General features: G+C 74.7%; 1 protein-coding gene and 1 pseudogene. One reads left to right on the plus strand and one right to left on the minus strand.

The genetic code is table 11. From position 1 onward, the window contains the following. Window positions 1–308 (plus strand): annotated as a pseudogene (locus G6R25_RS25720) (hypothetical protein); the annotation flags it as partial. Window positions 309–403: 95 nt separating this feature from the next. On the opposite strand, the gene G6R25_RS24280 reads toward G6R25_RS25720, so the two are convergent. Beyond that, window positions 404–857, minus strand: a 454-nt coding sequence (locus tag G6R25_RS24280) for a hypothetical protein (protein WP_205447442.1), incomplete at its 5' end; no start/stop codon positions are given.

Consider the following 857-nt stretch of genomic DNA (forward strand, 5'->3'; position numbering starts at 1 on the left):
ACACCAACACCACATTGATGTCACGCAAAGCGACGAAACGTTACCGGGAAAGGCTCAGTATGCGTCGGGCGGACCGTTCGCGCCGGCTCCCGCGGGCTGCGCGCCGGGCGTGGCGACGAGGGCCGGCGGACCGTCCCGGAGCAAGCCAGAGCAGGGCGAATCGGCTGCCGTTCCCGGTGCCGGACACCCTCGACGAGGTGCTGGTCCGGGCGCTCGACTCGGACCCGGCCCGTCGCCCCGCCCGCATTCGCGTCCTCGCCGACGCCCTGCGGGTTGGCGCCGACCGTCTCGCCCGCTCCGGCTACTGACGGGCCCACGGGTGCGGTTGCGCCGCCGCTTCGGGATGCTTCGGGGTTACGCCGACGCTACGGGGCCACGCCGACGCTACGGGGTCGAGGCGGCGCTACGGGGTCGAGGCGGCGGCGCAGACCGTTGATCGGGCCAGGGCCAGGATGGCGCCGGCGGTCGGCTGGTCGGGGGTGATGCCGCCGTGGGCAAACCGGGGCGGGATGCGGGTCAGCGCAAGGCGGTCGCCGCCCTCGGGCAGGTCGTCGAGGCAGATGTGGGTGCCGTCGTCGCGCAGCGCGGTGTCGCTGCGGCCGGCCGCGAGGGCGGGGAACTGCGCGCGCAACGCCGTCACGAACGCCGCCGCGGCCTCGGAGTCGTGCATCAGGTCGAACGCGCTCGTCCCGCCCGCGGCCGACGCGCCGGCCGTCGGTGTGGCCCCGGACGACGGCCCGCCGGATCCCCCGGTGCCGCTGGAACCCCCGCAACCTCCGCACGCCGCGAGAACGGCAACGAGGAGGGTCGGGGCGAGTACCCGCCAGTTCTTCATCGGCTCCCCTTGCTCGTGGAAG

Origin of the sequence: Candidatus Frankia alpina (genome assembly GCF_902806485.1) — a bacterium.
GTDB classification, from domain to species: domain Bacteria; phylum Actinomycetota; class Actinomycetes; order Frankiales; family Frankiaceae; genus Frankia; species Frankia alpina.